The sequence below is a fragment of the Nonomuraea sp. NPDC049750 genome (assembly GCF_040659625.1).
Taxonomy (GTDB): Bacteria; Actinomycetota; Actinomycetes; order Streptosporangiales; family Streptosporangiaceae; genus Nonomuraea.
In genome coordinates this window covers 698,914-722,667 of sequence record NZ_JBFANB010000002.1, presented here as the reverse complement: position 1 = coordinate 722,667, position 23,754 = coordinate 698,914, and the positions used below count along the sequence as shown (strand labels likewise).

At 70.3% G+C, this 23,754-nt stretch carries 19 protein-coding genes; 7 read left to right on the top strand and 12 right to left on the bottom strand.

What is annotated here, in order from left to right; translation table 11 throughout:
* Positions 1-12: 12 nt before the first annotated feature.
* On the bottom strand, positions 13-1,206 hold the full coding sequence (locus AB0J16_RS08490; RefSeq protein ID WP_358536012.1) for an Ig-like domain-containing protein: 1,194 nt from the start codon (positions 1,204-1,206) through the stop codon (positions 13-15).
* Positions 1,207-1,533: 327 nt separating this feature from the next.
* Between AB0J16_RS08490 and kstD the strand changes: the two genes are divergently transcribed.
* The 3 genes from kstD to AB0J16_RS08475 all read left to right on the top strand — a co-directional run bounded on the left by kstD (position 1,534) and on the right by AB0J16_RS08475 (position 7,914).
* Entirely contained in the window at positions 1,534-3,309 is a 1,776-nt protein-coding gene (gene kstD, locus AB0J16_RS08485; RefSeq protein WP_358536010.1) for a 3-oxosteroid 1-dehydrogenase, read from the top strand.
* A 102-nt stretch (positions 3,310-3,411) separates the two neighbouring features.
* Positions 3,412-6,480, top strand: coding sequence for an NACHT domain-containing protein (locus AB0J16_RS08480; RefSeq protein ID WP_358536008.1), 3,069 nt, complete (start codon positions 3,412-3,414; stop codon positions 6,478-6,480).
* A 144-nt stretch (positions 6,481-6,624) separates the two neighbouring features.
* Positions 6,625-7,914: an MFS transporter gene (locus tag AB0J16_RS08475; RefSeq protein ID WP_358536006.1), complete on the top strand. Its 1,290-nt coding sequence runs from the start codon at positions 6,625-6,627 to the stop codon at positions 7,912-7,914.
* On the opposite strand, the gene AB0J16_RS08470 is transcribed toward AB0J16_RS08475, so the two are convergent.
* Genes AB0J16_RS08470 through AB0J16_RS08460 form a run of 3 tightly spaced genes read right to left on the bottom strand, consistent with a single transcriptional unit; the run spans position 7,895 to position 10,030 of the window.
* Positions 7,895-8,302: a hypothetical protein gene (locus AB0J16_RS08470; protein ID WP_358536004.1), complete on the bottom strand. Its 408-nt coding sequence runs from the start codon at positions 8,300-8,302 to the stop codon at positions 7,895-7,897. The two genes, AB0J16_RS08475 and AB0J16_RS08470, sit on opposite strands and share 20 nt — an antisense overlap.
* Positions 8,303-8,331: 29 nt before the next feature.
* A complete protein-coding gene (locus tag AB0J16_RS08465; protein ID WP_358536002.1) occupies positions 8,332-9,510 on the bottom strand; it encodes a hypothetical protein in 1,179 nt (392 codons plus the stop codon).
* On the bottom strand, positions 9,503-10,030 hold the full coding sequence (locus AB0J16_RS08460) for a SigE family RNA polymerase sigma factor (RefSeq protein ID WP_358536000.1): 528 nt from the start codon (positions 10,028-10,030) through the stop codon (positions 9,503-9,505). Before AB0J16_RS08460 ends, AB0J16_RS08465 begins: the two co-directional genes overlap by 8 nt.
* Before the next feature lie 139 nt (positions 10,031-10,169).
* On the opposite strand from AB0J16_RS08460, the gene AB0J16_RS08455 reads away from it, so the two are divergent.
* The 3 genes from AB0J16_RS08455 (at position 10,170) to AB0J16_RS08445 (ending at position 12,459) form a co-directional block, all read left to right on the top strand.
* Positions 10,170-10,541, top strand: coding sequence for a hypothetical protein (locus AB0J16_RS08455; RefSeq protein WP_358535998.1), 372 nt, complete (start codon positions 10,170-10,172; stop codon positions 10,539-10,541).
* Between the two features lie 77 nt (positions 10,542-10,618).
* Complete coding sequence (locus tag AB0J16_RS08450) at positions 10,619-10,960, top strand: hypothetical protein (protein WP_358535996.1); 342 nt, start codon at positions 10,619-10,621, stop codon at positions 10,958-10,960.
* A gap of 161 nt (positions 10,961-11,121) precedes the next feature.
* Positions 11,122-12,459, top strand: coding sequence for a hypothetical protein (locus tag AB0J16_RS08445; protein WP_358535994.1), 1,338 nt, complete (start codon positions 11,122-11,124; stop codon positions 12,457-12,459).
* Between the two features lie 4 nt (positions 12,460-12,463).
* Here the strand turns inward: AB0J16_RS08445 and AB0J16_RS08440 are convergent, their stop codons facing one another.
* From AB0J16_RS08440 to AB0J16_RS08405, 8 genes are all read right to left on the bottom strand, one after another.
* Entirely contained in the window at positions 12,464-12,748 is a 285-nt protein-coding gene (locus AB0J16_RS08440) for a hypothetical protein (RefSeq protein WP_358535992.1), read from the bottom strand.
* A 143-nt stretch (positions 12,749-12,891) separates the two neighbouring features.
* Complete coding sequence (locus tag AB0J16_RS08435) at positions 12,892-13,740, bottom strand: family 3 encapsulin nanocompartment shell protein (RefSeq protein WP_358535990.1); 849 nt, start codon at positions 13,738-13,740, stop codon at positions 12,892-12,894.
* A gap of 10 nt (positions 13,741-13,750) precedes the next feature.
* On the bottom strand, positions 13,751-14,473 hold the full coding sequence (locus AB0J16_RS08430) for a hypothetical protein (RefSeq protein WP_358535988.1): 723 nt from the start codon (positions 14,471-14,473) through the stop codon (positions 13,751-13,753).
* Positions 14,470-15,453, bottom strand: coding sequence for an aldo/keto reductase (locus tag AB0J16_RS08425; RefSeq protein ID WP_358535986.1), 984 nt, complete (start codon positions 15,451-15,453; stop codon positions 14,470-14,472). The genes AB0J16_RS08430 and AB0J16_RS08425 overlap by 4 nt, the downstream gene beginning before the upstream one ends.
* 1 nt (position 15,454) lies before the next feature.
* Complete coding sequence (locus tag AB0J16_RS08420) at positions 15,455-18,376, bottom strand: amino acid adenylation domain-containing protein (RefSeq protein ID WP_358535984.1); 2,922 nt, start codon at positions 18,374-18,376, stop codon at positions 15,455-15,457.
* Positions 18,377-18,446: 70 nt separating this feature from the next.
* A complete protein-coding gene (locus AB0J16_RS08415) occupies positions 18,447-19,547 on the bottom strand; it encodes an FAD-binding oxidoreductase (protein WP_358535982.1) in 1,101 nt (366 codons plus the stop codon).
* The gene (locus tag AB0J16_RS08410; protein ID WP_358535980.1) at positions 19,544-20,977 is read right to left on the bottom strand and encodes an MFS transporter; all 1,434 of its coding nucleotides are present in this window, start codon (positions 20,975-20,977) and stop codon (positions 19,544-19,546) included. Before AB0J16_RS08410 ends, AB0J16_RS08415 begins: the two co-directional genes overlap by 4 nt.
* On the bottom strand, positions 20,974-22,620 hold the full coding sequence (locus AB0J16_RS08405; RefSeq protein WP_358535978.1) for an AMP-binding protein: 1,647 nt from the start codon (positions 22,618-22,620) through the stop codon (positions 20,974-20,976). The genes AB0J16_RS08410 and AB0J16_RS08405 overlap by 4 nt, the downstream gene beginning before the upstream one ends.
* 206 nt (positions 22,621-22,826) lie before the next feature.
* On the opposite strand from AB0J16_RS08405, the gene AB0J16_RS08400 reads away from it, so the two are divergent.
* Positions 22,827-23,720 (top strand): ATP-grasp domain-containing protein, encoded by an 894-nt coding sequence (locus tag AB0J16_RS08400; protein ID WP_358535976.1) that lies wholly within the window; start codon positions 22,827-22,829, stop codon positions 23,718-23,720.
* Positions 23,721-23,754 lie beyond the last annotated feature (34 nt).

Sequence of the window (23,754 nt, the reverse complement as noted above, 5' to 3'; positions counted from 1 at the left end):
AGCCTGAGGCGGCTAGCCCCCGTTGACGGGCTTGCCCAGCGCGCTGCCGGCCAGCCAGTCGTCCCAGGACTTGGCCCACGGTGTCGGGCCGTTGCCGAACCGCAGCTTCCGTGACGTACCGCTGACCTGGATGATGTCACCCCGCTGAGTGAACTCGAAGAACCAGCGGGCGTTGGCCGGACTCGCGTTGACGCAGCCGTGGCTGACGTTGGAGTTGCCCTGCGCGCCGGTCGACCAGGGGGCGGCGTGGAAGAAGGTGCCGCTGTAGGTCATCCGGACGTTCCACTTGGTAGGGATGCGGTATTCGCCCGGGTGGCCGGTGGTCGCGGAGTCCATGATGATGTCCGCGGCCTTCTCCTGGGCGATCATGGTGCCCGAATAGCTGTCGTCGCCCGGTCTGCCCAGACTGACCGGGATGGTCTTGACGACCTTGTCCCCGTCGCTCACCTCCGCCTCGTGGGTGCGGGCGTTCACCTTGGTGATGTGCTTGGCGCCGACGGTGAAGCTCAGGCTGCGGTCCTTGGTACCCCACACCCCGTCGCCCGCCTGTACGCCGGCCAGGTGCGCGACGACCTTGACCTTCTCCCCGGTCGGCCAGTACTCACGCGGCCGGAACTGGACCTCCCGGTCGCTCACCCAGCTCCACGCGCCCTCGACCGGCTCGGACATCTCGACCACCAGGGCCCGCTCGATCGCGGCCCGCTCCTCCTTGCCGGTCACCGACCGCGACAGCAGGAGCTGGACGGGCATGCCGACGCCGACCTTCTCGCCGTCCAGCGGCGACATGCCGCTCTCCAGCGCGCGCTTCGGCTTCAGTGTGGTGAACTTCGCCTGCGTCGTGACCTCCTTGCCGTCCGTGCCGGTCACCTGGGCGCTGACCGTGTACGCCGTCGAGGGGCGCAACGGCCACTTGGGGCGCCAGGTCCCGTCGGTGCCCACGGCGCCGCTCACCTCACGGCCCTTGGAATCGGCGACGGCCAGCCGGGTGACCTTGCCGTCGGTGACCTTGACGCTGACCCCGGTGTCCGGCGCGACCTTCTTGGTCCCGTCCGCCGGGGTGATCGCCACCTTCGCCACCGGGCCCGGTGATCGGGGGGCGGCCGCCGGGTTCCGCGCGCCACCGCTGGAGGTGCATCCGGCGGTCAGGGCCACCGCCAAGGCGAGCGCGCTCGCGAACATCGTCGTGCCGGTCCGGCCGTTCCGCATCCTTGATGCCTCCCGTACCTGACGGATAGTCAAATTTCACTCAATCATGTTTGCCAATGGGCCGTACGGCCTTTGCCCGGACACCGGGCGATCATGCGCCGCCGTGGCGATCGACCGCGAGCCGCGCCGGCCGGAAAACGGAAGATCGCCACTCCCGCACAATCTGTTGACAGGCGTTCCCAACCAAGCGCATGCTTCATGCTGTGACGGGGGCCACACCCCCCAGCTCTTCCGTAGCGTCGCACCGGCGCGAGGTGCCACCACGGCTGTTCCTCCGACCACCTGTGCTGCCCGCAGCGCACGCACGTTGAAGGGATCCGATCCACCATGGCCGATTCGACGCCCGCAACGCCCGCCATGCCCACAGAAGGACCCAGCCGCCGCACCCTGCTGCGCGGCGCCGCCATCGCCGGCGGCGTACTCATGACCGAAGCGGCCCTGGGCCGCGCACCCGCGTACGCCGCCGACATCGAGTACGACGTCGTGGTCGTCGGATCGGGCGCGGCCGGAATGACCGCCGCGCTCACCGCGGCCAAGCGCGGCCTGCAGTGCGTGGTGGTCGAGAAGGCGCCGACGTTCGGCGGGTCGGCGGCCCGGTCCGGCGCCGGGATCTGGATCCCGAACAACGAGGTGATCCTGGCCGCCGGAGTCCCGGACACCCCGGCCAAGGCCGCCCAGTATCTCTCCCGCGTCGTGGGCGACACCGTTCCCCAAGCGCGGCAGCAGGCCTTCCTGACGAACGGCCCGGCCATGATCTCCTTCGTGATGCGGAACAGCCCGCTGCGGTTCCGGTGGATGGAGGGCTACGCCGACTACTATCCGGAGTACCCCGGCGGCATGCCGAACGGCCGCTCCATCGAGCCCGACCAGATCGACGGGCACATCCTCGGCGCCGAGCTCGCCCACCTGAACCCGCCGTACATCCCCACCCCGGCCGGCCTGGTCGTCTTCAGCGCCGACTACAAGTGGCTGAACCTCACCCTGGTCAACCCGAAGGGCCTTGAGGTGAGCGCCGCGTGCCTGGCCAGAGGGACGGCGGCCGCGCTGCGCGGCGAGAAGCCGCTCACCATGGGCCAGTCCCTGGCGGCGAGCCTGCGCGCCGGACTGCTCGCCGCGAACGTACCGGTATGGCTGAACACCCCGCTGCTCGACCTGCGCGTCGAAGGCGGCCGCGTCACCGGCGTGGTCGTGACGCGGAACGGCGTACAGACGCTGATCAAGGCCCGCCGCGGGGTCATCGTCGGCTCGGGCGGGTTCGAGCACAGCGCGGCGATGCGCGCGGAGTTCCAGCGGCAGCCCATCGGGACCGGCTGGACGGTCGGCGCCAAGGAGAACACCGGCGACGGCATCGAGGCGGGCGAACGCGCCGGGGCCGCGCTGGACCTGATGGACGACGCATGGTGGGGACCGGCGATCCCGCTGCCCGACGAGCCGTACTTCTGCCTGGCCGAACGCACCCTGCCCGGCTGCATCCTGGTCAACGGCAAGGGCGAGCGCTTCGTCAACGAGGCGGCGCCGTACAGCGACGTGGTGCACGTCATGTACGACCGCAACACGGCGGCCTCGCCGCACATCCCCGCCTGGCTGATCGTCGACCAGAACTATCGCAACCGCTACCTGTTCAAGGACATCGCGCCGCTGCTGCCCTTCCCCCAGTCCTGGTACGACAGCGGCGCCGCCTTCCAGGCGTGGACGATAGAGCAGCTGGCGCAGAAGATCGGCGTCCCGGCGGCGACGCTGCGCGCCACGGTCACCCGGTTCAACGGTTTCGCGGCGACCGGCAAGGACACCGACTTCCATCGTGGCGACAGCGTCTACGACCGCTACTACGCCGACCCCGTCGTCAAGCCCAACCCCTGCCTGGCGCCCCTGTGGCTGGCGCCCTTCTACGCGTTCAAGATCGTCCCAGGTGACCTGGGCACCAAGGGCGGGATGCGTACGGACGCGCGGGCGCGGGTGCTCCGGGCGGACGGCTCGGTCATTCCCGGGCTGTACGCGGCCGGCAACGCCAGCGGCGCCGTCATGGGACACAGCTACGCCGGCGCCGGCTCGACCATCGGACCGGCCATGACCTTCGGCTACGTGGCGGCGAACGACATCTGAGGCGTAGCCGCGGAAGCGACGCCCCAGTCACACGGGGATAGATTCTGATCACCTTCCGTAGAGATCCGGACGTGGCCGCCGTCGCCGGTGAACGATGGGCGGATGGTCGGCAAGCTCGTCAGGTGGCTCCTGGCGGCCATCGTTCCCCCGTCGGTGGCGGTGGCCGCGTGGGGACCGCGGATCTGGGACGACCCGGTGGTCACCGGCGTCCTGCTCGCGCTCTACGAGGGCCTGCTCGCGCTCGCGCTCTTCGCCGGGCAGATCGCCGGGCAGGTCGTGGAGCGCTGGCGGCAGCGGATCGTCGACAGCCTCGACCGGGCCGTGGGGCGGCGCGTGTCCCGGTTCGACAAGCGCTACCGGGAGTCCCTGCTGGGCAGCCTCCGCTACATCGATCTCAAGGGCCTGCCGACCATCGGCTACTACACCCCCGAGCTGGACGAGGTCTTCGTCGACGTGAGCCTGGCCTATCGGGCGCCGCGTGACGTACGCCAGGACGTGCTCGCCCAGCTGCCCGCCGAGGTGACCGACCGCCATTCGATCGGCGACTTCCTCGACCGGCGGCGCCCGGTGGTGCTGGCGATCGTCGGCGTTCCGGGCAGCGGGAAGAGCACCCTGCTGCGCCACACCGCCCAGCAGATCTGCCGGGCCGGGCGGGGACGGCGGCGTAGCGTGCCGATCCTGCTCTACCTGCGCGACCACGCCGCCGAGATCGTCACGGCGCCGACGGTCTCACTGCCGCAGCTCGTACGGACCACGGTGGAGCCGGGCGTCAAGGAGCCGGCCGGCTGGTTCGAGGAGAAGCTGCGCGACGGCGACTGCGTCGTCATGCTCGACGGCCTGGACGAGATCGCCGGCCAGGACGACCGCAGGAGCGTCGCCGACTGGGTGGAGACCCAGATCAGGCGCTATCCCAAGAACGACTACGCGATCACCTCACGGCCCCGGGGCTACCTGTCGGCCCGGGTCGACGGCGCGACGGTCCTCCAGGTGTGCGGTTTCACCGACGAGCAGGTCAACCGGTTCGTCCGGGGCTGGTACACCGCCGTCGAAAAGCACGGCGAGGCGGGCGAGGACGCGCGGCGGCTCGCCGAGGCCGCGGCCGACGACCTGCTCGACCGGCTCAACCACACCCCCGAGCTGTACGAACTGACGATCAACCCGCTGCTGCTGACGATGATCGCCAACGTCCATCGTCACCCGGGCGCCCTGCCGGAGAGCCGCGAGCGCCTCTACAGCGAGATCTGCCAGGTGATGCTCTGGCGGCGGCAGAAGGCCAAGAAGCTCCCGCTCGAGCTGAGCGGCGACAAGAAAGAGGTGCTGCTGCGCCGGGTCGCGCACGCGATGATGCAACGCGGCGTCCGCGACCTGCCGAGCACCGCCGTACTGGCCGAGATCCGGCCGGCCCTGCGCCGCATGGCGACGCGGCTCACCGCCGAGGAGCTCCTGTGCGACGTCCGCTCGAACGGCCTGCTCATCGAGCGCGAGAGCGACCTCTACTCCTTCGCCCACCACACCTTCCAGGAGTACCTCGCCGCCGCGCACATCCGTGACAAGGGCCGGCCCGACGTCCTGGTCGCCGCCGTCGACGACGTGTGGTGGCGGGAGACGACCCTCCTGTACGCCGCTCGCTCCGACGCCGACCCGATCGTGGCGGCCTGCCTGTCATCGGGCACCGTCACCGCGCTGTCCCTGGCCTTCGACTGCGCCGAGGAGGGCAGCGAGCTCGACCCCGTTCTCCGTGAACGGCTCGACCGGCTCCTGGGCTCCGCCTTCACCCCGGACGCCGACCCCGAGCGCCGCCGGCTCATGGCCGGCGTCCTGGTCGCCCGCCATCTGCGCCACCTGACCAGGACCGGCACCGGCGGACGCGTCTGCGCCCGGCCGATCACCGCGGGCATCTACTGGCTGTACGTGCTGGACACGCGGGCTCCGGAGCCGGACGGCCCGGCCAGGATCGAGCCCATCGCGTACGGGCCGTGCGGCGACCACCCGATCACAGGGGTACGCGCGGGGGACGCGGCGGCCTTCGTCGACTGGGTCAACGGAGTCACCGGCAACGAGCCCGTCTATCGGCTGCCGACCCATGACGAGATCGAGAATCCGGTGGTTCAGCGCTCGCTCAACCCCGGGGCGTCGGCGCTGAGCGTCTGGAGCGAACCCGGCGATCACCGCGCTCCCCGGCTGTGGACGCCTCCCGAAGCCGGGCAGCCCTACGCGGTGGACGCCGCGACGCTGATCAGGCACGTCAACGATGACATCCGTCGCTCCATGCCCACCTTCGTCCGCCTGCTCCTGCTGCGCGCCATCGTGGGCGTCCGCGTGCTGCGCCGCGATCTCGACCTCGTTCCCGTCTTCGACCCCGCGCTCGACCACGTTCTCGACCACGCCTTCGACCTGAGCCGGACCATCAGTCACGTACGCGGGATCGGCGACGCCTTCGGCCTCGACCACCCGGCCGACCTCGGCCAGATGGAGGCCGACCTTCGCGCGCTCAGCCAATGCCTCGACCGCGAACGTGACCGCGCCCGCGCCCGCGTCATGGCGGACACCCTGGCCGCGTCCTTCACCCGCGCCCGGACCGCGAACCCCGGTGGCGGATGGACGGCTGCCGACGCCCTTGACGTCGTGCTCGACCCCGACCTCGTGCTCGATCACGCGCTCGACCTCGATCACGCCTTCGACCGGGCCCTCGACCGGGTCATGGGACGCGCGCTGTCGCACGCTCTGGCGCGGGTCCTGCGCCTGGACACGGCCCCCTCCGACTGGCCGGCCCAGTTCGCCCGGGCGTTCCTCAAGCAGACCAGCCTCCCGGCCGGCCCGTACGTCGTGCCGCCGGACACGCTGACGAGCAGGCTGCACACGGCGGACGAGGCACTCAGGAGCGTCCTCGGGCCGCTCGACGCGGGCACGCCGGCTCCGTGGGCGCACCGGATCGCCGACGGACTGCGTGAGGCGGCCGTGCCGCTGTTCACCCGCCGCGAGCGGCTCACCTCAGGTGCCGCGACGACGCTGCGGCTGGCGACCCTCTGCCTGGCCGCCGAGGCCGACACCCGCGGCGCCAACGAGCTCGCCGTCGCCTTCCGCGAGCTCGCGGCCGGGATCACCCTTCTCGAACGTCGCTCCAACGGGGACCCGCCACCCACGGAAACCATTATTCTCGCGACCGTGTGATAAATGTGTGTCACACATAATAACCAATATTGTCATCATAAATCGTGGAATGTCGCTTTTCCCGGTTGCCCTATCACGCCGACGATCCCAGCACGGGTCGCGAATCCCACCCAGAAAGACCACGTCGCGCGTGATACTGACACAATGCGCCATTCCCCCGTCACCGCCGGCCATTTTCGCCCGGTGTCGCGCCGCGGCCTCGTCGCGGCCACGATCGGCCACGCGTTGGAATGGTTCGACTGGAACGCGTACGCGATCTTCTCCGTATTCTTCGCCGGCCAGTTCTTCCCCGCGGACGATCCCGCGCTCGCCCAGGTCAAAACCATGATGATCTTCGCGATCGGTTTTCTCTTCCGCCCCCTCGGCGGCATCCTGCTCGGCAGCTACACCGACCGGTTCGGCCGGCGCGGCGGCATGACGCTGGCCGTGCTCCTGGTGTCGGGCGGCAGCCTGATCCTGGCGGTGTGCCCCACCTACGCGGAGATCGGGCTGCTGGCACCGGCGTTGTTACTGGTGGCGAGGATCGTGCAGGGACTGTCCACGGGTGGGGAGATGGCCGCCGCCGCCACCTATCTCGCCGAGATCGCCCCACCCGGCCGCCGGGGGTTCTACTCCAGCTTCGCGTACGTCACCGGCACACTCGGCCCCCTGACCGCCACCTTGCTGGCGGAACTGCTCTTCAGCGTCCTGGGCGAATCCGGCCTGGCCGAATGGGGGTGGCGCGTGCCGTTCGCGCTCGGCGCCGTGTTCGGGGTCTACGGCCTCCAGCTGCGACGCACCTTGCACGAAACCAGCCCCTTCCTGGCCGGACGGGACCTCAGAGTGCGCCGTCCGACCTGGGAGGTGCTCCGCAGGCATCCGGTCAGCGGACTCCGCGTCGTCGGATTCACCGTCGGCGCGACGGTCGTCTACTACACCTTCCTCGTCTACCTGCCCAGCTACGCACAGGACAACTTCGGCATGCCGGCGGAGTCGGCGCTGTGGGCGTCGGTGATCGCGCAGACCGCCATGATCATGGTCCTGCCCCTGTACGGCGCTCTGTCCGACCGAATCGGGCGCAAGCCGTTGCTGTGCGCCTTCGCCGGGGGCTATGTGGTGCTCATCGTGCCGCTGTTCACGCTGCTGAACTCGACACCCGAGTCGCTGGTGATCGTGATGACCGTCGGGCTGCTGCTGTTCGGCTGCTACGCCTCCGTAGCGCCGACCGCCATGGCGGAGCTGTTCCCCACGCAGGTGCGCTCGGTCGGCCTGGGGATGCCCTATTCGCTGACCGTGGCGGTGTTCGGCGGCACGTCACCGCACCTCGTCGAGCGGCTGACGGACAGCGGCCACGCCAGTTGGTTCCCCTGGTACCTCGCGGGGCTGTGCCTGATCAGCCTGGTGGTCTTCCTGACCGCCCGCGAGACGAAGGGCATCAACCTCGACCAGTGCTGACCGAGGCCGGATGAGGATCGGCGCGACTCTCGGCCGCGTCTCGGCCCGGCCGAGAGCGTGGCCGAGAGCGCGGCAGCGTCGCCAGTGCCGCCGCGTACGCCAGGCCGTACCAGAGCGACGGACACCCCTCGGGCCCGGTCGGGACGGCGGCGAGGCTGACCACCGCGACCAGGCCGAGCAGTGCGGCGGCGACCGCCGGTCGCCGGGCGGCCACCGCCACGACGGCGGCGCCACCCAGCACACCCACGGCGGCGAGGAGGTCGAGCAGCAGCCACGCGTCCAGCAGCCCGGCCCACGCGATCGCGTGGAGCAGGGGCCCCGGCAGGGATCGGGTCCAGATCCAGGTGAGCCCGTCGTCAGCCAGGTTGACGGCCGTGGGGAGCGCCACGAGCACGATCATCACCCAGGGGCGTCTGATCAACGGACCCGCGCCAGGCGGTAGGAGGTGCCGTCGTTCCACAGGAGCCAGTCGCCGGCCGCGTACGCCACGCCCTGGAACTCGAACGACTGGCCGCTGCGCGGGTCGTAGACCACGGACTGCCAGCCGGGCCTCTCGTCGAACTCGGCGTGCCCGGTGTACACGATGAGCCGGTTGCCCGCAGTGAGGTGCGCGCCCAGCTGGGCATACGCGGCTTGAGATCTTCCGTCCGCCGGGATCCCGGTCCCGCCCCAGTTGAGCTCCACCGCCCGGCCGACACGCGGGCCCTCGCTGACCCGCCAGTCGGCGCGGTCCGCCGTTCTGAGCATGCCGTCGGAGACCCAGGCGAACGTGTCACGGTTGGCGGCGGCCAGCCAGAGCTGCCACCGGTCCTCACCGGCCGTCCGGACGTTCACCCCCTCGGGCAGCGGGTGCTGAGCGGCCACCTCCCCCGACTCGACGCTCACCTCGCGCAGGCCCTTGGGGTCGAAGGGGTCGGCCACGAACAGATCGGGATAGGAGAACGCGACCGCCTCGCCGGAGACGCCGGACACCGGGGCTCCCTGGGTGCAGCCCTTCGCCGTCCACGGCCGCATCTGCGGATCACTGCCGACGATCGTCCCTCCGCTGACCCAGAACGGCGACCCGACCAGGTTCAACGGCATGACCGGTGTTGTGCCGTTCTGGTCCTGGCAGTAGAGCGGGGCGACGATATTGGTCCCCGGCCATACGCGGAAACCCGATCCGGTGGCCGGTGTCGCGCCCGCGTCCTCGTTCAGCGAGCGCAGCGGACCACCTTCCGGTCCCGTCTCCCACAACTTCTTCGCCTTGTCCGACCTACCCAGCACGGACCCGTCCTCGCCCAGCGCCTCGGGAAAGAAGTCGCCGGCGTCCTTGGTCTCCTTCGGCAAAGCGACCGAACCAGGCATGTCGACCAGGTCCTCAAGCCCGTCGATGGAGTTGGCGACCGTCTGCTCCCCTCCCCCGATCTGCCGCCACGCCACCGGTACGCCCGCCGCCAGCACGACCGCGCACGCCGCCGCCGCGAACATCAGAGCCCGGCGCCGCGTCCGCCTGACCGCGACGCCCCGGTGGACGCGGTCGGCGAGGCCCTCGGGCGGGACCGCCCGGCCGGGGTCGCCCAGCACGTCGCCGAGCCGCGACTCCACGTCATCCATGATCGACCTCCTGAGTATCGAGAGCGGTACGCAGCTTCGCCAGCGCCCGTGACGCCTGACTCTTGACGGTGCCGGTGCTGCAGCCCAGCAGGCGGGCGATCTCCTTCTCGCTGCGCTCCTCGACGTAGCGCAGGACGAGGACGGCGCGCATGCGCGGAGGCAGCTCGGCGAGCCGCGCCCTGAGGCTCGCGTCGTCGAGCAGGCCCTCCAGGCCGAGGTCCGCCACGGCGGGCTCGGGCGGCTCGGCCACGGCGACCTCCCGCCGGGGGCGCCGCCAGCGGTTGGTCATGATGCGCAACATCGCCGTGCGGACGTAGCCCTCCGGGTCGTCCTTGCGGACGATCCTGCGCCAGTGCACCCCCGTCCTGGTCAGTGCCTCCTGCACCAGGTCCTCGGCGTCGTGCCGGTCGCGGGTCAGGACCATGGCGTAGCGGTACAGCGCCGCCAGCCGAGCGGCCACGAATGATTCGAACGACCTCTCGCCGTCCTGCGGATCCTCCACCCCTACAAGGACACGCAAGGGCGGAGGAAGGTTGCGTCCCCCCTCTATTTTCTTTTTCCACCACAATTCGCGGGCCGCCCATTAAACGGAAAGTACGCGTACCCGGGAGCTGCTAAATTCCATGCCATCGATCCCGACCAGGAAATAGGGGAGAGCAATGAAGTTCATCCGTCGCACCATTACCACCGCCCTTTCATCGCTGGCCGTGGCGGGCGGCCTGCTGGCCTTCGGGGCGCCCGCCGAGGCCCGGTCGCAGTGCACGTCGACGGGCGTGGGATATTTGTGTGTAAATATCGACCCGCGCGGATACGACGCCTCTTACCAGAAAAACGCGGGCAGCACGGCGCACGTGGACTTCAACCTCGTCTGCGCCAACGGGCGCTGGTTCGGCGACGAGGGCTCGTTCTACATCTCGGCCGGCGAGACCCGCACCTACACCTTCGCCGTGGGGTCCCAGGGCAGCTGCTTCCTGAAGCTGATCGACATGAACACGGGGGCGACGTGGCAGACGCCCAGCATCAGCCGCTGACCCGCCGCCACGGTTGAGGACGTCGCGCCCCAACGTAGATCGTTTCCACCGAAAGATCTCCGGCCCCTGGAAGCGCGATGAAGTTGATCAACGGTGTGCCACCCATCGGTGCTCTCGTGGCGGTGGCGGACGCCTCATGGGCTCGCCGCCGCCACGTGGTGGTCGCCGGAGCCGGGACCAACGTGGCCCCGACGTCGGCCCGCAGCACCGCGACCTGCTCATTCTCGATCTTCGTGCTCGCCGGCGGCCGGAACCCCGGGCAGGCCACCCACCGCGACCTCATGGCCGCGGGCAATCGGTGCGCCCGATTATTCGCAACGCAGGCGAGCGGTCACCGCGTGGAGGCAGGCCCAAAATGCCTGCCCGACCTGACGTTGTTCATGAAGGATGTCTTGGCGCCGGCAATCAACCGGACATAGCATCGGCCCGAAATCAAAGCGGAGGATTAAAATCTTACGCAGCGCAAGCCCGCTCATAACCGAGAGTAAGGTAGCCGGCGTTCCGTCGCGCAAGTAAGGCCGAAGGAATTCAACTTGCCCTGTCCGGGCCCCCTGGGTGGGCAGGTTCCCGAGATGTGCTTATGAGCCGTCCCACCGTGGCCATCACCGGTGGTGCCGGGTTTCTCGATTCGCATCTCTGCTTTCGCGTCGAGAAGCGGATTGTGACGTTCCCCTTTCCGTTCGTGATCACCGGGCCGCGGCGGCGCCGGCCTGTGCAGGTAGCGTTTATTCGCGGGATGCTTTTCTCGCCGATTTCCCGGCTGTCAACTCTTGCCGAAAATCAACGACGCGTTTATCTTTATGATCGTTTTGAATTATCGGCTACCCGATACGCGGTGATGATCATGCGATTCACGAGCAAGAGCTTCACAATCCTGGCGAGCGCTCTCCTCATGACGTCGGCCGGGCAGGCGCTGGGCGCGAGCCCAGCCGCGGCGGACGAGTGCCCGACGGCGACCGACCGGTGGGAGGCCGTCGACCTCGGCGTGACCGGCGGTGCGCTCGACATCAACGACCTGGGACAGATCGCTGGTTTCAGCCGGAACGCGACCGGCGCGACCCGGGCGATCGTCTGGGACAGCGGCGAGATCATCGACGTGGGCACCCTTGGCGGCCCCAGGGGCGACGCCTCCGGGATCGACGAGGAAGGCCATGTCGTCGGCGGCAGCTACACGGAGTCGGAGAAAGGTCACGCCTTCCTCTGGCACAAAGGGACGATGCAGGACTTGGGCACCTTCGGGGGGTTCGCCGCGTTCCCCAGGGACGTCAACCAGGGCGCCATCGTCGGCGAATACAGCACCCTGCTGCCCGGCCACATCAGAGTCAGGCAGGCCTTCGTGATCCGGAACGGAGTCAAGACCGATCTCGACCTCGTCGCCGGCAGCGAGGCCACGGGCATCAACACGACCGGCCAGATCGCCGGCACTCATCGCCGCACCGAAAGAGCGGGCCTGCCGGCCAACCAGCAGACCCAGCGCGCCTTCCTGTGGGAGAACGGCACCGTCACCGAGCTGGGCACTCTGGGCGGCATCTGGAGCGAGGCGAGCGGCCTCAACAACCAGGGACAGGTTGTCGGCCAGTCAGCGCTCGACGCGGACGGCGTGCTCCAGGCCGGCTTCGTGTGGAATCCCGAGACGGGCATGCGGCGCCTTGAGGACCGCGGCGGCGTGGCCCGCCCGAAGGCCATCAACGACGGGGACGTGATCGTCGGGACGCACACCTGCGGCACAGCTTCCGGCACCACCCGCGCGGCGGTGTGGACCGACCCCTCGCAGGCACCGGCTCTGCTTCCCGACCCCGCGGGCGGCACGGCGACGGCCGCCAACGCCATCAACGTCCACGGGGAGATCGCCGGGAACGCCATGTATCTTGATGGCCAGCAGCACGCCGTGCTCTGGAAGCCGGTGGCAGGCGACTGAGGCGCTACTCCAGGCTGACGGGCGACGGCACGGCCAGGCTGGCGGCGGTGTTATTCGGCCGCTGGTGGATCGCCGCGCTCGGTGCGGTCGCGTTCGTGCGAAGCGCGCATTTCACCTGATCACGCCCATTGGCCGCCACGCGAAGGGCCGCTCCAGCGGATAGACCACGGTTGGTGCCCACGTCGGCCACGTGACCGTCTGCCAGCACCATGATGTGGTCGGCGGTGAGGATGGTCGACAGCCGGTGTGCGATGACCAGCGTGGTGCGGTTGCGTCGGACGCTGGTCACCGCGGCGGCCACCTCCGCCGGCGCGTGAGGCAGGCGTGGGACGCGGGGCGGCTCGGTGCCTTGGCTCCGAGCCGCCCCCGCCCGCTCCGTGGTGGCCGACCGACTTCGGCGCTCCTCGGGAGCTCACCTTCGGGCTCGGCGGGCTATGCGGGGATCACGTGGAAGAAGTGGGTTGGCAGGTGGACCGCGACGCCCTCGTAGATCTCCGCGCAGACCGCCACGCCCGGGGCGGCGAAGGTGCCCTCTGGCGGCTCGGCGACCTTGATGACCGAGCGTCCGGCGTCGAGGAGCTGGGCGGCGACGGCGAAGTCTCCGACCAGCGCGCACCCGGGTTCGACCATGCGGGTGCGGCTGATCACGGTGCCGTTGCGGGCCAGGTCGCCCAGCAGGCTGCCGGCGCCGAGCATGTGCGTGTAGTAGTCGCGAGGGTTGACCACCATCGCGTGCGCTGTGGCGCCGGTCTGCTCGATCTCGTCGCACGCGGCGAGCACGCCGTCCACGTAGGTGCCACGGTAGGGCAGCTTGGCCACCTCGGGATGGCTCAGCACACCCTTCTCACCGATGGTCAGCGCCTGGTTCTCCGCGGTGGCCAGTCGTACCAGCAGCCGGTAGTCGAGGAAGCGGGCCAGCCCTTCGGGGTCGTCCGCGAGCTCGTCGGGGATCTGGACCCAGCCCCTGATCGGCGCGACGCCGAACTCAGCCATGCCGAACTTGAAGGCGGCCTCACGGCGCAGCCCGGACTCGTGGACCCCGGCGGCCTCGGCCGCGGTGGACCGCGACTCGCACCAGACCCTGACGGTGTCGGTATCGATCAGGCGCTTCTTGAACAGGTTGCGCACCGTCACCCTCGGCCGGTCCTGGGTGGGCTTGAAGGCGTCGGTGATGGTGAAGTCGAAGCGCACCTCGGCGCTGTCCCGCTCCTTGAGGTAGGCGCGGGCGAACTGCTCTCCCGGCGAGAGCTCGACCTCGGTGTGCTGTGCTGCGGCGGTCATGGAAGTCCCTTCAGATGAGAGCGTGCTCGACCAGACGGTCGTAGTAGGGGCGGTGGTGGTCGTAGTAGGAGCGCAGCCGCTCGTCGTTGTCGACTGTGGCCGCGTACTCCTTTGCGGGCGCGCTGAACCCCGAGCTGGCGATCGCGTCCAGGTGCCAGCGGCGGCTCCGGTGCCACTCGACGCGGTCCTCGGGCACCCACTGGAGCGCGTGCGGCAGGTACGGCAGGTCGACCGCCTGGCAGTACGCGGCGACCGTCTCGGCGGGCTCGGCCAGCAGGCTCTCGGCGCGGATGACGACGGGACGCTCCCCGCTCACTCGCCAGGCCAGCTCGAACAGGTCGTACTGGTGCTCGTAACCGATCTCGTGGCAGGCGACCTCGGGCTTGATCAGGCAATGCGAGGCGATGGCCTTGGCGGGGTCGCGGACGATGAAGGTGTGCCGGAACCCGGCGATCTCCTCGGGGTGGTCGAACAGGTACTGGTGGCGGTACTCCAGCGTGTCCTTGAAGAACACCGTGCGGTCCACGCCGAGCTCGGCCAGGTGCCCGAGCACCTCACCCGGGCTGCGGAGCGTGACGGTGCCGCCGTCGAGACCCGGGGCCTGGACCTCGTTCCAGTCCGTCAGCGTGACCAGCGGTTCATGGACTATGCAGACGTCACCGCGCTCGATCATCATCCGCAGGAACGCGGTGGAGACCGCCCGCGGATGCGCCCACATCGCGATCACGCTCACATCGACCACCACGCCGGCTCGCGGTCCCAGCGGTGCGCCCGCAGTTCCTGGAGCAGCCGGGAGTCGAGCGGCGTCCCGTCGGAGACCGCCAGGTTGGCCCGCACGTGCTCGGGTCTGCGCATACCGGGGATCACGGTGCTGACGGCCGGGTGGTGCAGGATGAACCGCAGCGCCAGCTCCGGCATGGTCATGCCGTCGGGGACCGTCTTCGCCAGCCGCTCGGCCCGCTCCACGGTCGGGCCGAGGTTCTCCGGGCCGAAGTAGGTGGCCCGCCAGTCACCCTCGGGGAAGACGGTGTCGGCCGTGAGCCTCCCTGTGAGGCCGCCCTCGTCGAAGGGAACCCTGGCGATGATGCCGACGCCGTCGCGCAGGGCCCGCTCGAACAGCTCATCCTCCGGAGCCTGGTCGAAGATGTTGTAGATGACCTGGACGACGTCCACGAGCCCGGTGTCGATGGCGCGCAGGCAGTTGGCGGGCTCCCAGCGGTTGACGCTGAGGCCGAACGCCTCGATCAGGCCCTCGGCCTTCAGCTCGGCGACCACCCGCTGCCAGCGCTCGTCCGGGGTCCACCGGTCCTCCCAGACGTGGAACTGCAGCAAGTCGATGCGGTCGACCCCGAGGTTATCCAGGCTGAGGTGGACGTACTCCCTGACGTGGTCGGCGGGGAAGACGTCGTCGAGGGTGTCGGACGGGCGCGGCGGCCACTCCCTGTTCTTGGGCGGAACCTTGGTGGCGATCTTGAGCCCGTGGTCTGGATAGTCCCGCAGGAGCCGGCCGAGCAGCTGCTCGCTGACGCCCCTGCCGTACACCCACGCCGTGTCGAAGAAGGTGCAGCCCAGCTCGACGGCCAGGTCGAGGCAGCGGGGCGCGACATCGTAGTCCCAACCGGTGAACCCGCCGGGGCCGCCACCGATGCCCCACATTCCGTAGCCGATCTCGCTGACCTGCCAGCCAAGGCGGCCCATCGTCCGGTAACGCATCTCAGTGTCCCTTCAGTGAAGTAAGGTAGGCGCCGATCGCGGCGTCCAGCGATCCTGCGTCAAGAGCGGAACCCCTGACGAACAGGGCCGGGTTGTCGACCAGCAGCTCGGCCAGGTCGGTGCCCGTCAGCATCGCGCGCAGCGTGTCCAGCTCCGGGTCGCGTTCCAGCATCGCCATGAACTCGGCGGCCGGCACCTCCCGCACCGGCAGCAGGCGGGCGAGGTCGACGCTTTCGGGGCGGAACACGTGGAAGGCGCCTGCCGGTCCTGTCAGGCCCGCGACCAGTCGGGCCGCCACCTCGTCCACCGGAGAGTAGTCGGTGAGCATCGGCACGTCGGGGCGCACGCCCAGCCGCTGGAAGGCCGTGAGCAGCAGGTGGGTGAGTGCGCGCGGGTTGGGCACGCCGTTGTCGGCGGCCGGCATCACCTCCCCGAGCCGGTAGAAGGTGACGGTGGCGCCCCGGTCCCGCGCCTCCCACAGCAGCCGCTCGGCCACCCACTTGGAGCGGCTGTAGCCGCTGCGCGGCGGGATGGCCTGGCCAGGATGGAAGTCCTCGGGCAGCGGTTCGCCGGAGGCCGCGGCGTGCCGGTCGAGCACGCCCAGCGTGGAGATGTGGTGCAGCGGCTTGGGCCGGCCGTGGACGGCGAAGCGGAGCACCTCCAGCGTCCCCAGCACGTTGGCGGGGCGGTGCGCGCGGTAGTCGAACAGGAAGTTCACCAGGGCGCCGACGTGCATCACCGCGTCGCACTCGGTCGCCAGCGACTCCCACTCCGCGGCGTCCAGGCCGAACCGCGACCTGCCCAGGTCACCAGCCATCGCCTCCAGGCGCCCGGCGACCGCCGCGTCCCATAAGCGCTGGGCCCGCAGCGCTTCTGTCACGCGGCGCCGGGCGTGGTCGTGGTCGGCGGCCCTGGTCAGGCAGATCACCCGCAGGTCGGTGGCCGACAGCAGCCGATGGACGACCCTGGCGCCGACGAACCCGGTCGCGCCGGTGACCAGGACGGTGCGCGGCGGCCGGGGAGTGGCGGTGGTGATCACCAGGTCACCGGGAAGCCGGGCGTCGCGCTCCATCAGCGCGGACTCGTCCTCTTCCGGCTCCGCCGGCTCCACCCTGTCTCGGAGCAGCTCGGCGAGCGCGGCCGCGGTTCCGCACTCGTACAGGTCCTGCACGCCGACCCGCACGCCCACGGCCGCGCGCAAACCGAGCACCGCGGCGAGCGCGGTCAGCGAGTCGCCGCCGCAGGTCACGAAGTCGTCGTGGACGGCGAACTCGGCCAGGCCGAGCACGCCCCTCAGGACTTCGGCGATCCGCTCGTCCAGAGGTCCGTCGACCGACTGCCGCGCGCCGCTGTCCAGCCGCTCCTCCATCAGGGCCCGGATCGCCCCGAGGTCGGCCTTGCCGCTGTCGCTGAGCGGCAGGTCCGGCAGGATGAGGCAGTGGTGCGGCATGCTGGTGCGCGGCAGCTGCGCGGCCAGGTGCTCGCGGAGCGCGGCCGAGGTCACTTCGGCGTTGGCGGCGGCCGCCAGGACGAGCCGGGTGCGCGTGCCCTGCCGTACGGCCACGGCCTTGGCCTGCCTGACCCCCGGATAGCCGGCGGCGGCCGCCTCGACCTCGCCCAGCTCGATCCGCACCCCGTCGACCTTGACCTGCCGGTCCGCCCGTCCCGAGAAGCGCAGCAGGCCCGCCTCGTCATACCAGCCCAGGTCGCCCGTCAGGTACAACTTGTCACCGGGGATCTCGGCGAAAGGGTTGGGGACGAACACCTTGTCGGTGCGCTCGCGGTCGCCCAGGTAGCCGATGCCCAGGCAGGCGCCGCCGACGACGATCTCACCGATCTCGCCGGGCGGCAGCAGACCCAGCTCCTTGTCCAGCACGACGGCGTAGCAGTTGTCGATGGGTCGCCCGAGCGGGATGTGGTCGCCGTCGGCGAAGTCGATGGGGTGGAAGACCATGCCGATGGAGGTCTCCGACGGGCCGTACCCGTTGGAGACCCGGAGGCCGGGAAGGAGGGTCCGCAGCCGGTGCACGGCGTGCGGGCCGACCTCCTCACCGCCCACGACCAGGTGCCGCAGCGAGGCGACCTTCGCCACGGCCCCGGGGTCGGTGTCCAGCAGGGCGACCATCATGGCGAGGGTGGCGGGCACGAAGTCGGTGATGGTCACCTGGTGCTCGGCGATGGTGGCGACCGTGCGCTCCAGGTCGAGGAACTCGCCCTGCTCGGGGACGACGGCGCACCCGCCGGTGGTCAGCGGCCACAGCAGCTGCCAGATGGCCGAGTCGAAGGTGTGCCTGCTGTTCTGCAGCACCACCTCCTCACCGGTGGCCTGGAAGTAGCGCGACATGAACCTGAACCGGTTGGTCAGGCCGCGGTGGACGTTGAGCGCGCACTTGGGCGTCCCGGTCGTACCGGAGGTGAAGACGCCGTAGGCCACCTCCTCCGGCCCCGGCTCGACGGTTCTCCGGTGCGGCGAGGGCGTCACCCAGTCGGCCGCGACGGGGTGGTGACCTTCGCCCAGCACCAGCCGGGGCGCGATCACGGCCAGCGCCGAGCGCATCCGCTCGGCCGGCCACGCCGGGTCGCACGGCACGAACGCGGCCCCGAGCTTCAGCAGCGCGAGCATGGACAGCGGCAGCTCAAGGCTGTTGACCAGTACCAGCGGGATGACGTCGCCGCGCCGCACGCCGGCCTCGGCCAGCTCCGCGGCCAGGCCGTTGGCCAGCTCGTCCAGCGCACGGTAGCTCAGGGTCGTCGTCCGGTACGACAGCGCCGGATGGTCGGGGGTGCGGTCGGCCTGCTCCTCGAAGAGCCTGGTCACGGGACGGTAGGGGCCGTGCTCGACCTGGGTGCCGGCCAGGCCGTTGAGTACCCGGCGACGGGTGATGGTGTCCAGATTCGGAAGGGTCCACATGGTGTCCGACATGCTTGTCCGATCTCTTTCCCACGGGGTGTGGCGGGCCAGGGCGGCACCGGTTGTGCCGGTGCCGGCTGGATCAGGAAGTCCTGGCGGTGGATGCGGGGGCCAGCGCCGGGGCGCAGGCCGCCAGTTCTGGCGGTGGCGTGCCGGTGACCAGCGCGGACAGCAGCAACCCCGCCGCTGGGGCGACCTGGATGCCGTATCCGCTCAGAGCGGCGAGCCAGAAGAATCCGGGGTCGCCGGGCGCCTCGCCGATCACCGGTACGTCACCGGAGACCGAGCTGCGCAGGCCCGCCCAGCGGTGGGTGACGTGCGTGACCTTGACGGTGGTGGCCTCCTCGAATCTGGCGACCGCCAGCGCGACGTCCAGGTCGTCGGGACGGGGGTCGCCCGGCGGCATCGGCGTGGAATCGGCAGGCGAGAGCAGCAGCCCGCCGGACTCCGGCTTGGCGTAGAAGGTCCCGGCCAGGTCGGTGACCATCGGCCAGGACGCCACCGCCGCCGCGTCGTGCCCGGACGGCCCGGGAACCAGCGCGGCGGTACGGCGCAACGACCGCAGCCCGATCGGGGCGACCCCGGCCAAGTCCGCGACCTCGTCGGCCCACGCCCCGGCGGCGTTGACCACGTGGACTGCCGTGAAGCCGCCGGCGGTCGTCTCGACCCGCCGGCCGCCGGGAACCGGCTCGATCGCCAACACTCTCGCGCTGGTCACCACCTGGCCGCCGCGCCGCCGGACCCCGGCCAGGAACCCCTGGTGAGCGGCCGCTACGTCGAGGTCGCAGGCCCTCGGCCGGAACAGCGCCCGCTCGTGCGGCCGCAGCACCGGGCACATCTCTCGCGCCTCGTCCGGGCTCACCTCGACAGCGCCGTCGGCCATCGCGCGGTCGAACTCCTCGCCCGCGTCCGGCGGCACCAGGACGAGCGCGCCGCGCGGGTTCAGCAGGGGGGCGTTCCCGAACCCGGGCGGCGGGGCCTCGTAGAACGTGCGACTGGCCGCGGTCAGCGCGCGCACCTCGGCGCCTCCGTAGTACTCGGAGAACCAGGCGGCCGAGCGCCCCGTCGAGTGGATGCCGGGGGTTCGCTCGGCTTCGAGCAGGGTGACCCGGCCGTGCGGGGCCAAGAAGTAACCGGCGGCCGCCCCCGCGATACCGCCCCCGATGACGACGAACTCGTTCATGATCTCCCACGCGGCATGGTGAGGGCCGCGATGAGCAGGGCGAGCACCACGATGCCCGCCGCGACGGCGAAACCGCGCCCCGCGCCCACGGCCAGCGCGTGGTCGGCGAGCGAGCGGTCGTTCGGCGTGGGGCCCGTGACCGCGGCCGCGGCCGCCCAGGCCACGGTGCCCAGGACCGCCAGGCCGATCGCTCCGCCGACCTGCCTGGCCGCGCTGAAGACTCCCGAGGCGACCCCCGAGTCCTCGGCCGGCACCCGCGACAGGGCCGACAGCGTGAGCGGGACGGCGGTGAGCCCGAGCCCCGCGTACGCGAGGATCGTGGGAACGAGCATGCCGGTGAGGTAACCGGTGGAGTCCCCGATCTGCGACAGCCAGGCCATGCCTGCCGCCGCGGTCGCCAGGCCGCCGATCACCAGGTTCCGCGCCCCCGTCCTGGCGACCAGCCGCGAGCTGAACCGAGCGCCGAAGATCAGCAGGGCGGTCAGCGGCACGTAGACCACCGCGGTCTGCAGCGGGGTGTAGTCCCAGACCTTCTGGAGGAAGAGCGTGAGGAAGAAGAAGATGCCGAACATGGCGGTGCTGGTGAGGATCTGCACGATGTAGATGCCGGCCCTGACCCGGTCGGTGAAGAGCCGCAGCGGGACCAGCGCGTGCGGGTTGCGCCGCTCGATCGCCACGAAGGAGGCGATCAACAGCACGGCCACCCCGACCGTGACCAGCACGTCCGGGTCGGCCCAGTGGGCGGTTCCCGCCTGGTCGGTGGCCGCGTTGATCAGGCCGTACACAAGGAGGGTGACCCCGGCGGTGCCGGTCAGGGCGCCCCCCAGGTCGAACCGGTCGCGCACCCGCTCGGTCTCGGTCAGCACCCGTAACGCGGCGATGACGATGAACACACCGAAGGGGACGTTCACGAACATCACCCAGCGCCACGACAGGTAGGTGGTGATCACGCCGCCCGCGAGCAGCCCCACCCCGCCGCCCGCCGTGGCCACCGCCGAGTAGACGCCCACCGCCCGGTCCCGCTCCGGCCCCTCGGGGAACGTCGTCGCGATCAGCGACAGCGCCGCGGGCGACGCCGCGGCGGCTCCCACCCCCTGGAGGGCACGGCACGCCAGCAGCCACCACGATTCGGTCGCCAGCCCGCCGAGCAGGGACGCGACGGTGAACAGGACGAGACCGGCGATGAACAGCCGCCTGCGGCCCAGGATGTCACCGGCACGCCCGCCCAGCAGCAGCAGCCCGCCGTAGGTGAGGGAGTAGCCGGTGACGACCCACTCCAGGCCCGAGCCCGAGAAGCCGAGCGATGCCTGGATGCCGGGCAGGGCCACGTTCACGATCGTCGCGTCCAGCAGGAACATGAGCTGCGCGACCGAGATGATCCAGAGGGCGACGGCGCGTGAGCGCCGTCCCGCTTCCAGATTCCGGGTCATCGTCTAGGGGACGCGGCGATCTCCAGCCGCTCGCGCAGGGGCTGGCGCAGGACCTTGCCGAGCGAGTTCTTGGGCAGCTGCCAGACGAACTGGACCCTGTCGGGCCACAGCACCTTGGCCATCTTCTCGGCCGCCAGGTGGTCGCGCAGCGCCTCCAGGCTGGGCGGCGGCCCGTCGGGCACCACCACGGCGCAGACCAGGTCGGCGCCCGGCACCGCGGGGTCCGGGTAACCGACCAGGACCACCTCGGAGATCGCGGGGTGGCGCAGCAGGACCGCCTCGACCTCCAGCGTGGAGACCTTCTGGCCGCTGGCCCTGGTGATGAGGTCCACCCTGCGCCCGGTGATCCGGATGCCGTCGCGGCCGTCCTCCCTGGCCAGGTCGCCCGTGTCGAACCAGCCCTCGGTGTCCAGGCAGTCCTCGTACAGCTCGCGCTGGCCCAGGTAGCCCAGGCACTGCGAGGCGCCGCGGACCAGAAGTCTGCCCGCTCCTTCCTCGGCCTCCGGATCGGGGACGACCTTGATCTCCATCCACGGCATCGAGCGTCCGTCGCTGTGCGCGGCCCAGCCCTCGGGGTCGTCCGGCCTGGTGACGGTGACGCCGCCGTTCTCGGTCATGCCCCACAGGGCGTGCAGCGGGATGTCGAACACTTCACGGACGTCGGTGATCAGCTGCGGCTGGATCGGTGCCGAGCCGGACACGATCCGGTTGAGGCTGGCCGCGTCTCGCGGGTTCTCGCGCTGCGCGGCCAGGAGCTTCACCAGGTAGCCCGGCGCGCAGTACGCCCAGCTGATCCGATGGGCGGCGATCAGGTCGAGCAGCAGCTCCATGTCGGTGTTGGTGTCCTGCATCACACAGGTGCCGCCCAGGTGGAGCGGCATGTAGACCGCGTAGCTCATCCCCGCCATGTGGGTCAGGTAGTTGGGAATCGAGATCACGTCGTCCGCGGTCAGCCCGTACGGCTCCGACACCGCCCTGACGGCCGCGTAGACGGTGTTCTGGCTGTGCACGACGGCCTTCATCGTGCCCGTGGTGCCCGAGGTGTACAGCAGAAGCGCCGGGTCGTCGGGGCCGAGCGGCACCGCGTCGCCGGGGTCGTGCTCGGTGTGGACGAAGAACTCCTCGAAGTCGACGGCCCCCGTGGCCGCGGCGTCGCCCACCACGACCCGGTGCTGGAGAGTCTCGGGTGCGGCCTCCACCAGACGGGCCGCGTAGTCGACGCCGTCGAAGGAGTCGACGGTCACGGCGACCTTGGCCGAGCTCGCCCGCAGGACGTGGGCCAGCTCGCGCCCCCCGAGCACCGGGATGACCGGTGAGCTCACCGCGCCGATCCGGTTGCAGGCCAGGTAGAGCGGGGTGAGCATCCACAGGTTGGGCAGGTAGAGCACCACCACGTCACCGGGGCCGACACCCAGTTCGCGCAGCGCGCCCGCGAAGCGCGAGACGGTGTCCGCCAGCTCGGCGTAGGTCAGGGTCCTGGCCGGCTGACCGCCCTCGTAACTGATGATCGCCTGATGGTCCGGACGCCGCTTGGCGGCGTCAGCGAGATCATCGAGAAAAGTGGAATCCCGCCACCAGCCAGCCGCGCGGTAGCGGGCTGCGGTCGGCGGGGCTGGGGTCGCCAAAGTCTCCCAGATAGACATCTTCGCGCGCCTTCCCCCGTCAAATGAAGATCATGCTGAAGATGAAACCTAGCCCTTATCCCACCGAAGAAGGAGATGTTTTGATATTTCCGGTAGGACCGATTAAGTGGCTGATCTCATGGCAGCGCTTGACATGCCCACGGCCGCGGGTACAGGCTCCATGATCGATCACACACCTGTCACGGAGCGCTGGGGGAAGGGACACCGTGAAGATCGGCGTGCTCGGCTGGGACTACGGCGAGATGGATCCCGACGCCCCCTGTCTGGTGGAGGCGGGTAGGGAACGGGGGCACGAGATGGCCCTGTTCACGCTGGAGGAGCTCGCCTACACCCCAGGGGCCAAGGGCGGCCTTAACATCGAGGTGGGCGGGCACGACGCCGAGTCCTTCGACGCCATCATCTCCAGGGCCAAGCTGTACGGCGATGACTGGCAGGACCGCGTGGAGCGGCTGACCCTGCTCAGCAAGGTCCCTGGCCTGCGTCTGTTCGACCCCGCCGAGGTGTGGGTGCGCGGTTACAGCAAGTTCCTCACCGCGCAGAAGCTGGCCGAGGCCGGCCTGCCGACGCCCCCCGTCCGCTCGGCCGTCACCCTGGCCGAGGTCGAGACCGCGTGGAAGGAGTGGGGCGCGACCATCGTCAAGCCCTCCTTCGGGTACCGCGGCGTCGACGTCGAGCGCGTCACCGACTTCCCCACGCAGACGGCCGTGGTCGAGGAACTGCTCGCCAGATACGGCACGCTGGTGTGCCAGCCGTACTATCCGACCCAGTACGGCGAGTACCGCATCACCGTCGCCGGCGAGGTCACGCCCATCAACATGCTGAAGCTGCCGGCCGCCGGGTCGTGGCGGTGCAAGACCCTGGAAGGCGCGAGCTTCGAATACTTCGAGGCACCCCCCGAACTCCAGGAACTGGCAGTGCGCGCGGCCAGAGTGATGGGGATCACGCTGGCCGGGCTCGACATCCTGCCGACCGAGGACGGCTACATCATCCTCGAGGTCAACCCGATTCCGGGCTTCCTCAACATCTTCGGCCCAGAGCGGCACCAGCAAACTCTGCACGGCGTCTTCGACTGGGTGGAGAAGCAGGTCTCCCAGCCCTAGCGACTGCCAGGGGTGCCCCGGCCGCCGGCCCGTC

What these genes read in the sequence shown, in the direction of transcription:
- AB0J16_RS08480 (WP_358536008.1), top strand. Translation starts at nt 3,412, where the DNA reads ATGGTCGGCAAGCTCGTCAGGTGGCTCCTGGCGGCCATCGTTCCCCCG.
- AB0J16_RS08490 (WP_358536012.1), bottom strand. Translation starts at nt 1,206, where the DNA reads ATGCGGAACGGCCGGACCGGCACGACGATGTTCGCGAGCGCGCTCGCC.
- kstD (WP_358536010.1), top strand. Translation starts at nt 1,534, where the DNA reads ATGGCCGATTCGACGCCCGCAACGCCCGCCATGCCCACAGAAGGACCC.
- AB0J16_RS08405 (WP_358535978.1), bottom strand. Translation starts at nt 22,620, where the DNA reads ATGTCTATCTGGGAGACTTTGGCGACCCCAGCCCCGCCGACCGCAGCC.
- AB0J16_RS08420 (WP_358535984.1), bottom strand. Translation starts at nt 18,376, where the DNA reads ATGTCGGACACCATGTGGACCCTTCCGAATCTGGACACCATCACCCGT.
- AB0J16_RS08445 (WP_358535994.1), top strand. Translation starts at nt 11,122, where the DNA reads ATGAGCCGTCCCACCGTGGCCATCACCGGTGGTGCCGGGTTTCTCGAT.
- AB0J16_RS08435 (WP_358535990.1), bottom strand. Translation starts at nt 13,740, where the DNA reads ATGACCGCCGCAGCACAGCACACCGAGGTCGAGCTCTCGCCGGGAGAG.
- AB0J16_RS08425 (WP_358535986.1), bottom strand. Translation starts at nt 15,453, where the DNA reads ATGCGTTACCGGACGATGGGCCGCCTTGGCTGGCAGGTCAGCGAGATC.
- AB0J16_RS08410 (WP_358535980.1), bottom strand. Translation starts at nt 20,977, where the DNA reads ATGACCCGGAATCTGGAAGCGGGACGGCGCTCACGCGCCGTCGCCCTC.
- AB0J16_RS08450 (WP_358535996.1), top strand. Translation starts at nt 10,619, where the DNA reads ATGAAGTTGATCAACGGTGTGCCACCCATCGGTGCTCTCGTGGCGGTG.
- AB0J16_RS08475 (WP_358536006.1), top strand. Translation starts at nt 6,625, where the DNA reads ATGCGCCATTCCCCCGTCACCGCCGGCCATTTTCGCCCGGTGTCGCGC.
- AB0J16_RS08465 (WP_358536002.1), bottom strand. Translation starts at nt 9,510, where the DNA reads ATGGATGACGTGGAGTCGCGGCTCGGCGACGTGCTGGGCGACCCCGGC.
- AB0J16_RS08415 (WP_358535982.1), bottom strand. Translation starts at nt 19,547, where the DNA reads ATGAACGAGTTCGTCGTCATCGGGGGCGGTATCGCGGGGGCGGCCGCC.
- AB0J16_RS08455 (WP_358535998.1), top strand. Translation starts at nt 10,170, where the DNA reads ATGAAGTTCATCCGTCGCACCATTACCACCGCCCTTTCATCGCTGGCC.